The organism is Microcystis sp. M53602_WE12 (genome assembly GCF_030065455.1).
GTDB classification, from domain to species: Bacteria; Cyanobacteriota; Cyanobacteriia; order Cyanobacteriales; family Microcystaceae; genus Microcystis; species Microcystis aeruginosa.
Genome location: NZ_JASJFB010000784.1, coordinates 1 through 7925 on the forward strand (window position 1 = coordinate 1; position 7925 = coordinate 7925).

Annotated in this window: 10 protein-coding genes; 8 read left to right on the forward strand and 2 right to left on the reverse strand. The window is 43.8% G+C overall.

The genetic code is table 11. The annotated features are described in order from the left end of the window. The first annotated feature begins 35 nt into the window (after positions 1-35). Entirely contained in the window at positions 36-242 is a 207-nt protein-coding gene (locus tag PX482_RS24055) for a hypothetical protein (RefSeq protein ID WP_288123126.1), read from the forward strand. Positions 243-256: 14 nt separating this feature from the next. Here PX482_RS24055 and PX482_RS24060 read toward each other — a convergent pair whose 3' ends face one another. After that, the gene (locus PX482_RS24060; RefSeq protein WP_288023693.1) at positions 257-1012 is read right to left on the reverse strand and encodes a TVP38/TMEM64 family protein; all 756 of its coding nucleotides are present in this window, start codon (positions 1010-1012) and stop codon (positions 257-259) included. A 397-nt stretch (positions 1013-1409) separates the two neighbouring features. Between PX482_RS24060 and PX482_RS24065 the strand changes: the two genes are divergently transcribed. From PX482_RS24065 to PX482_RS24075, 3 genes are all read left to right on the forward strand, one after another. Next, positions 1410-2795 (forward strand): cytochrome P450, encoded by a 1386-nt coding sequence (locus PX482_RS24065; protein WP_288123128.1) that lies wholly within the window; start codon positions 1410-1412, stop codon positions 2793-2795. Positions 2796-2880: 85 nt separating this feature from the next. After that, positions 2881-3864 (forward strand): protein-methionine-sulfoxide reductase catalytic subunit MsrP, encoded by a 984-nt coding sequence (gene msrP / locus PX482_RS24070; protein ID WP_288094747.1) that lies wholly within the window; start codon positions 2881-2883, stop codon positions 3862-3864. A gap of 43 nt (positions 3865-3907) precedes the next feature. Beyond that, complete coding sequence (locus PX482_RS24075; protein ID WP_288123130.1) at positions 3908-4372, forward strand: DUF29 domain-containing protein; 465 nt, start codon at positions 3908-3910, stop codon at positions 4370-4372. Between the two features lie 575 nt (positions 4373-4947). Here the strand turns inward: PX482_RS24075 and PX482_RS24080 are convergent. After that, positions 4948-5130: a hypothetical protein gene (locus PX482_RS24080; protein WP_002758344.1), complete on the reverse strand. Its 183-nt coding sequence runs from the start codon at positions 5128-5130 to the stop codon at positions 4948-4950. A gap of 818 nt (positions 5131-5948) precedes the next feature. Between PX482_RS24080 and PX482_RS24085 the strand changes: the two genes are divergently transcribed. The 4 genes from PX482_RS24085 to PX482_RS24100 all read left to right on the forward strand — a co-directional run bounded on the left by PX482_RS24085 (position 5949) and on the right by PX482_RS24100 (position 7659). Next, entirely contained in the window at positions 5949-6323 is a 375-nt protein-coding gene (locus PX482_RS24085) for a DUF433 domain-containing protein (protein ID WP_002758343.1), read from the forward strand. Beyond that, entirely contained in the window at positions 6320-6715 is a 396-nt protein-coding gene (locus tag PX482_RS24090) for a hypothetical protein (RefSeq protein ID WP_002758341.1), read from the forward strand. Before PX482_RS24085 ends, PX482_RS24090 begins: the two co-directional genes overlap by 4 nt. 447 nt (positions 6716-7162) lie before the next feature. Next, positions 7163-7390: a hypothetical protein gene (locus PX482_RS24095; RefSeq protein ID WP_002758339.1), complete on the forward strand. Its 228-nt coding sequence runs from the start codon at positions 7163-7165 to the stop codon at positions 7388-7390. After that, on the forward strand, positions 7387-7659 hold the full coding sequence (locus PX482_RS24100; protein ID WP_043998982.1) for a ParE family toxin-like protein: 273 nt from the start codon (positions 7387-7389) through the stop codon (positions 7657-7659). The genes PX482_RS24095 and PX482_RS24100 overlap by 4 nt, the downstream gene beginning before the upstream one ends. Positions 7660-7925: the final 266 nt, after the last annotated feature.

Here is a 7925-nt window from a genome sequence, read left to right on the forward strand (position 1 = left end):
AATTCCCATAGTTGTGAGGTGCAGTGTCTTAGGTTTTGAGGAGTCAGTTATCAGTTATCAGTTATCAGTTATCAGTTATCAGTTATCAGTTATCAGTTATCAGTTATCAGTTATCAGTTATCAGTTATCAGTTAACTGAGAAAACTCCCCACACCCCACTTCCCATCACCCCACACCCCACACCCCACACCCCACACCCCACTTCCCCATTCCCCCACTTCCCCATTCCCCCACACCCCTGACTGATAAATGATTACTATTCATTGATAACTGATGCCAGGGCCTGACGGGCAATTTTTGTGACGTAGAGGGTGACGGCAACGGTGGCGATAAAACCGCTCAGGCGAATAGTCCATGGTAAAACTGGGTTAGTGGCTGGTGCCGAGGTCCCGATAGTGGCAAGACTGCCCGCTAAAGAGCCAATATAAACATACATTATCGTCCCCGGAATCATGCCTGCGGAACCTAGTAGATAATCTTTCAGGGAAACCCCGGTGACACCATAGGCATAATTGAGCAGATTAAAAGGAAATATGGGAGATAACCGGGTTAAAAGCACTATTTTTAAACCTTCTCTCCCTACAGCTTCATCGATAGCTTGAAATTTACTATTACCTTGAATTTTTTCCGCCACCCAACCCCTAGCCAGATAACGTCCCACCAGAAAAGCGACAGTAGCGCCGATAGTTGCCCCGATAAAGACGTAAAAAGAGCCTAAAACCAGGCCAAAAACCACACCAGCCCCTAAAGTCAGGATTGAACCTGGAAAAAAGGCCACAGTAGCTAGAATATAGATAATTATAAACGCGATCGCTCCCACGGCTCCCAAACTATCCACCCAAGTTAAGGCATGGAAAAGAATAGTTTGAGGATTAAAACCTGTGGAGGCACTGGATTCGAGGGCAAAAGCGGGGGGAGTAGTCAGGAGAAAAGTGCCGCTAAAGGCGATTAGCAGCGGCAAATAACGGCAAATAACCAGCTTTTTCCAGTTGCTGGACTGGGAAATAATCATCACAAGTCCCTAAAAAGAGAATAAAAGAGAGATTAAACTATAAAAGCGAATTAAATAGAACTAGGGGCTATTCTACCGTAGTTATCATTGTTTAGACCAGAAAGCCAATCCTGAAAATTCCCAGAAAATCCCCCTCTCTGGGAGAAGATAGGACGAGCAACAGCCCGGTAATTTTTGCTGTTTACTTGATAAGCTGAGAGGTATCTTAACTGCCTATCCTTAGATTAGCTAAATCTCCCCTAATCCCTTTACTTTTGCCTCTTGCCCCTTGCAAGAGTGCCTCTTGCCTCATCTCAATAAGCAATTTAAATGCGCGGGCAGCTTATTACACCTTGCCGTCTCTGGGGAAAAAATGTCACAATTAGAAATAATTAGCATTCGATATAGCAATTAATCTATGAAAATCCTCCCCAAGGTCAAAGCCCCTACCTTCCTGCAAATGGCACAATGGATCATTAATCCCGTAGCTTTTATGGAAAATGCCGCCCGCAAGCATGGCGATATTTTTAGCACAAAAGTGGGTTTAACTGTAGATAATTTTATCTTTGTCAGTAGTCCTTCGGCCCTACAACAAATTTTAACTAATGACCGTAAACAATTCTCGGCACCGGGGGAAGCCAATCGGATTATTGCCCCGATTATTGGTGATTATTCCGTCGTCATGTTAGACGGAGACATCCACAAAAAACGCCGTCAGCTTTTATTGCCACCTTTTCACGGGGAAAGAATGCGTTTCTACGGCGATTTAATCCGCGATATTACCCTGAGAGTAATGGCAGAATTGCCCCAAAATCAACCTTTTAAAGCCCGTTCAGCGACCACAGCGATTGCTTTACAAGTAATTATGGAGGCAGTTTTTGGAATTAGTCAAGGGGAACGTTATCAAACCCTGAAAAAAATTCTGGCTGAAATGCTCGATATATTTAACTCTCCGGTGATGGCTTCTTTGCTATTTTTCCCAATTTTGCGGGCTGATTTGGGTGCTTGGAGTCCCTGGGGAAAATACCAGCGTTCCCAAGAAAAAATTGATGATATTATCTATACAGAAATTGCCGAAAGAAAAGCTAATCCTAACCCCAATCGCACCGATATTTTATCACTACTGATGTCCGCCCGGGATGAAGAAGGCAACCCGATGAGCGATAAGGAATTGCGCGATGAATTAATGACCTTATTATTCGCCGGTCATGAAACCACAGCCACTTCTATGTCTTGGGCGCTCTACTGGACTCATCGCTATCCAGAAATTAAAGCAAAAATTCTCCAAGAAATAGCCACTTTAGGAGATAATCCTAACCCCATTGACATAACTCGATTACCCTATCTTTCGGCAGTTTGTTCGGAAACTTTACGCATTCATCCCGTGGGAATGTTAACTTTTCCGCGAGTAGTGGAAAAACCGGTAGAACTAGATGGTTATCCTTTAGAAAAAGGGACAATTCTTATGGGTTGTATTTATCTGGCCCACCACCGCGAGCAAACTTTCCCCGATTCCCATACTTTTAAACCGGAACGCTTTTTAGAAAAACAATTCACCCCCTACGAATATATGCCTTTTGGTGGTGGGGCGCGTCGTTGTATCGGGGAAGTTTTAGCTATCTACGAGATGAAAATCGCTATCGCCACAATTTTGGCTAATTATCAGTTAACTCTAGTTAATAATACCCCCGAAAAACCCAGTCGTCGCGGTGTCACCCTTGCTCCCTCGCGAGGAGTTCCCATGGTCTTAAAAGGACGACGGGAACCTCTGGTTACTGCCCCGATGCTCGCCGAAATTTCTTAAAAAAACTGACAAACTATTGTACAATCAGAGTTGTGGTATCCCATATCATAACTCTGCTTTTTTGTCAATAAAATTGGGGATAATTATGGTCTTAATTCGTTTAGCTAAATCCTGGCAAATTTCCGAAAATGAAGTTACTTCCGAAAGTGTTTATTTTAACCGTCGTCGCTTTTTACAGGGGTTAATCGGGGCAGGAATTGCGGGGAGTTCCCTATTATTAACTGCTTGTGGTAAATCCTCCTCCTCGGAAGCTTTAGAAAAAAGTTTACAATTACCTAAAATTGAAGGGTTCAGCAAGAATCCGCAGTTTTTAACGGTAAATCGCCCCATAGCTGCCGAAACTGTAGCGGGGAGATATAACAATTTTTATGAGTTCGGAGGGGGGAAAAATATCTGGTTAAAAGCGCAGAAATTACCGACGAATCCCTGGACGGTAGAAGTGGGAGGATTGGTAAAAAATCCCCAGACCTACGATATAGATACTATTAAAAAAACCTTTCCTCTCGAAGAAAGAATCTATCGTTTTCGTTGTGTGGAAGCTTGGTCAATGGTCTTACCTTGGCTGGGGTTTCCGATGAGTGCTTTAATTGCGGCAGTGGAACCAAAACCAGAAGCTAAATTCGTCCGTTTTACTTCCTTTTATAATCCAGAAATTACCCAGGGGCCAGGATTACATTTAGGAGCCTTACCATGGCCCTATACAGAAGGTTTAAGAATTGAAGAAATGGCCAACGAATTAGCTTTCTTTGCTGTGGGAATTTTCGGTCATGATTTACCGAAACAACAGGGCGCACCCTTGCGAATGGTTATTCCTTGGAAATACGGTTTTAAAGGAGCAAAATCGATAGTAAAAATTGAATTTACCGCCAAACAACCCGCCACCTACTGGAACACAATTGACGCTCACGAATACGATTTTGAGGCTAATGTCAACCCCAGTAAACCCCATCCCCGTTGGTCGCAAGCAACGGAGAAATTTATCGGCAGTAGAAGTGATTTATCTTGGGAAATTATCGAAACTCTGCCCTATAATGGCTACGGTGAATATGTGGCTAGTTTGTATAGTTAAGTTTTATGATTATCCCCGTTTTATTTAGTTTAAGTGAGTATTTATGGAAAATAAAACTCTGTACGAAGAAGACTTTTATCTCTGGATTAGAACTACTATTAATCAACTGCAAGCCAGACAGTTTGAGCGGGTAGATTTAGAGAATTTACTAGAGGAATTAGCAAGTATGGGAAGGAGTGAAAAGCGCACAATTAAAAGTCTGTTAACCCGATTATTAGAACATTTACTTAAGCTCAAATATTGGGCGGCAGAAAGAGAGAGAAACGAAGGTCACTGGAAGGGAGAGATTAGAACTTTTCGTCTCGATATATTAGATGAACTTAAAGATAGTCCTAGTCTGAAACCTTATCTTTTGGAAATTTTTGATGAATGTTATCTTTCAGCCCGAAAAAATGCCAGTGACCGCTCTCAATTACCCCTCGATACTTTCCCCGTTATTCCCATTGGTTCCCTTGAACAAATTCTCGATGAAGATTGGTTTCCTGCGGGCGATAATCTGGAAATATAGCCATCAGTTAGACTGCTCCATACTGCTCTAACAAAAAACAACTATCTCCCGATAGCGATCGCTAAAGGTCGAATAATTATAAATTTTTTTCAAGGGGTGCGGTCAGATCGAAGAATCATTGCTAGAATGAGCCTAATTGTCAGAAATTTAGTTAAACAAGGTTTTTGGCAATATGCTAATCTGGCTAACACGCTTTTGGGTGTGATATAGGGAAAAGTTCTGGCGATTGCGCCTAAATAGAGTGTTATACAGAAAGTTTCCGCATAATATGTAGTTAGGCAGACGCAATCCAATGTGTATCTTTTCTCACGACGTTCAACAGGTGTCCAACACGAAGATCTACGCTCGCCTGAATGGCGACCGTCAGCACTTAGTGTATGAGATGCGCCTAACGTCGGAATCCGACGTGGCGATGATCCTCCCGTTGCCAACTCAATTGCCGAGTACGGACCAAGTAAGTTTCGTAAACCTTTCTGGTTACGACGGCTTTTTTCGCGACATGGATCGATGCTTCCCGCAGCCGCTGGAAATGCGTAGCAAAGGCGTCGCTGTCGCGAGAGCGAGTCCTAGAAATCTCATGGTTCATCGAGTTGGCGCGTTTGACGCTTCGTTCGTACCCGCACTCGCGGATTTTCACAGACTTGATCTTCGATTTCGCCTTCCAGAGGATGTTTGGAAACAGCTGCCGCTTTACAGTGACTTTGGTTTTGCCGTCTTTCAGCTTCGATCTGGAGACATGCGGATCCATCCCATGGCATTGTCGTTTAGGACGCGGAATTCAACGGCCCTTTTCTTCCCGACTGCCCACGTCCATGATGGAAGCGTTCATCCCGTGGCGCAATTCGATCACTCCCTTTACGCACAGGCGGAGCGTCCCAATAACGTCGGAATCCGACGTGGCGATGATCCTCCCGTTGCCAACTCAATTGCCGAGTACGGACCAAGTAAGTTTCGTAAACCTTTCTGGTTACGACGGCTTTTTTCACGACATGGATCGATTTCTGAATGGGTGCACGGGTCAGTCCTGCCTTGCGACGTTATGAACTTCGGCAACTCTATCATGTCAGATAAGACGAAGGGTCTCGTTGATCCACTGACGCCTGTTGCCCGCTGCAAGTTGGCTGGCCCATTGCCAAACCGGGATACCTGGCTACCTGTGTAACCGCTGGCTAACCGATCGTTGCAGCTGCCGATGCCGCGAGCGTCACTTTGCTCCTAGACATGGCAGTGCGATGCCGAAGGCACTGCGTAGCAGTACGCAATCGCCGTAGGGTGCGTTCCCTAATGTGGCTCCTACTGCTCCAGCGATCGATTTTGGGGAACGCACCATGCCCATTGATTGAAGCTGTGGTCTAAATTTGATCGCCGATCTTGTAGTACGGGGCCTGGTGATACTGAATTGCCAGATATTGGAGTTCACTACTGGCTAGATGCAGGAACGAGGCTGAAATACATTTTGAAAGTCTGGGTTGAGGATTAAAGAGCTTGCGAATTAGTAGTCAGGGTGGGCGTTTGCTCACCTTGCTTTTTCATGCGGTAATATGGAATGAGATGGTGAAAGACTGAGACTATAGCTATGACGCTCGCATCTAATGGAAAAACTGATATCATTCGTACAGAGCGAGGACTGACGATCGCAGGAACCCGCATCACCCTCTACGATGTGATGGATTATGTGACTGCTCAATATCCACCTAAGTTCATTCAGGGATTATTTGATCTGACGGAAGAGCAAATTAACACTGCCCTGGCTTATATTGAGGCTCATCGTGCGGATGTAGAGGCTGAGTACCAGCAAGTTCTCAAAGAAGCTGAAGAACTCCGACAATATTATGAAGAGCAAAATCGTGAGCGAGTTGCCCGTATTGCTGCGCAACCACCTAAGCCAGGCTCCGAGGCTGCTTGGGAAAAGCTTCGAGTGGCTAAGGCAAAGCGTGAGTCGAAAGTATGATTTTTTTGATTGATCACAATCTCAAAGGTCATGCCTTGGTTTTCTTTGGTGCGATCGCAACTCAGGGCTGGCTTGATATCGTCCCGATGCAGTTCGTCACCTTTGCAGAGATGGATTTGTCGATCAACAGTGATGACAGGACGGTTTGGCGACTTGCTCAAGAGAATCAGATGATTTTGCTTACCGCTAATCGCAGTATGGAAGGGAAAGATTCCCTAGAGCAGGTCCTGCGTGAAGAAAATACCTCAGAGTCATTGCCTGTGATCACCGTTAGCAATGCTGATCGGCTTTTGAATGATTCCGAATATCGAGGTCGGTGTGTTGAAAGTCTTGTTGAAATTGTGCTTGATATTGATACCTATCGAGGCGCAAGACGCATTTTTATTCCGTGACGCGCCGAATGCTAGAGCCGTTGAAGTCTATCTGTAGGGACACGGCATAACGGGGTCTTTATACTGAATCGGTTTTTAATAGCATGATTAACTGCCAATCCAACTTGAAAAACCCGCTCCCTTCTCCCCACTGCTGTAACAAAAAACAACTATCCCCCGATAGCGATCGCTAAAGGTCGAATAATTGTAAATTTTTGTCAATGGGTGCGGTCAGATCGAAGAATCATCGCTAGAATGAGCCTAATTGTCAGGAATTTAGTTAACCAAGGTTTTTGGCAATAGGCTAATCTGGCTAACACGCTTTTGGTCGTGATATAGGGAAAAGTTCCGGCGATTGCGCCTAAATGGGGTGATATACAGAAAGTTGACCCATATCGTTACCCCAGAGAGTGTTATAGAGAAAGTTGACCTATAATATGTAGTTATGTTTTCAAGAGAAGAGAAGAAATGTTATCAACACTTCTAAGTAAAGCTGTACAAAAAGCTCAAGAACTACCAGAAGCAATTCAAGACGAACTGGCAGAGCAGTTTATTGAAGACATCGAAAATGAAATCAAATGGCAAGAAACATTATCTAAACCCCAAGACAGCTTAATTCTCAAAGAACTTGCTCAGAAAGCTATTGCGGATTCAGAAAACGGACAGACTGAAGAAATGGGATTTGATGAGCTATGAAGTCGGAACTAAATCCAGATTTCGTCGGCTTATTTCAACAGCTACCAGACAGAGTGAAAAGAACAGCCAGAAAAAATTACAAGTTATGGCAAGATAACCCAAGCCATCCAAGCTTAGAATTTAAGGAGGTCAATCAAGAAGACCAGATCTGGTCAATCAGAGTCGGTATAGGTTGGAGAGCGCTAGGAAGAATCAAGAGTAAGAATGTAATTGTTTGGTTTTGGATAGGCTCTCACGCAGAGTATGACAAATTGTTAAAGAAGTTGTGAACCAAGAAACATAACAAATCACCGCACCCGAAATAATAGTGAAATTTTGTGATAAAGTGCAGTCATATCTAAGAATCTTTGCTATAATTACGCAAAGCTTTTGTGATAAGTTTCCTTAAAGGAGATTGTGGCTCTTCGGGAATTGTTATGCAAATAATTAACTTAAAATAAAATTCGATGAGAGCAACTACGCTCAAAAGTAGCTGAAATTCATACAGGAAAGGACTTAAGGCACAAATAGGTTAATACCAAAAGATAGACAATTG

What these genes read in the sequence shown, in the direction of transcription:
- PX482_RS24090 (WP_002758341.1), top strand. Translation starts at nt 6,320, where the DNA reads ATGATTTTTTTGATTGATCACAATCTCAAAGGTCATGCCTTGGTTTTC.
- PX482_RS24060 (WP_288023693.1), bottom strand. Translation starts at nt 1,012, where the DNA reads ATGATTATTTCCCAGTCCAGCAACTGGAAAAAGCTGGTTATTTGCCGT.
- msrP (WP_288094747.1), top strand. Translation starts at nt 2,881, where the DNA reads ATGGTCTTAATTCGTTTAGCTAAATCCTGGCAAATTTCCGAAAATGAA.
- PX482_RS24095 (WP_002758339.1), top strand. Translation starts at nt 7,163, where the DNA reads ATGTTATCAACACTTCTAAGTAAAGCTGTACAAAAAGCTCAAGAACTA.
- PX482_RS24080 (WP_002758344.1), bottom strand. Translation starts at nt 5,130, where the DNA reads ATGCCATGGGATGGATCCGCATGTCTCCAGATCGAAGCTGAAAGACGG.
- PX482_RS24085 (WP_002758343.1), top strand. Translation starts at nt 5,949, where the DNA reads ATGACGCTCGCATCTAATGGAAAAACTGATATCATTCGTACAGAGCGA.
- PX482_RS24075 (WP_288123130.1), top strand. Translation starts at nt 3,908, where the DNA reads ATGGAAAATAAAACTCTGTACGAAGAAGACTTTTATCTCTGGATTAGA.
- PX482_RS24100 (WP_043998982.1), top strand. Translation starts at nt 7,387, where the DNA reads ATGAAGTCGGAACTAAATCCAGATTTCGTCGGCTTATTTCAACAGCTA.
- PX482_RS24065 (WP_288123128.1), top strand. Translation starts at nt 1,410, where the DNA reads ATGAAAATCCTCCCCAAGGTCAAAGCCCCTACCTTCCTGCAAATGGCA.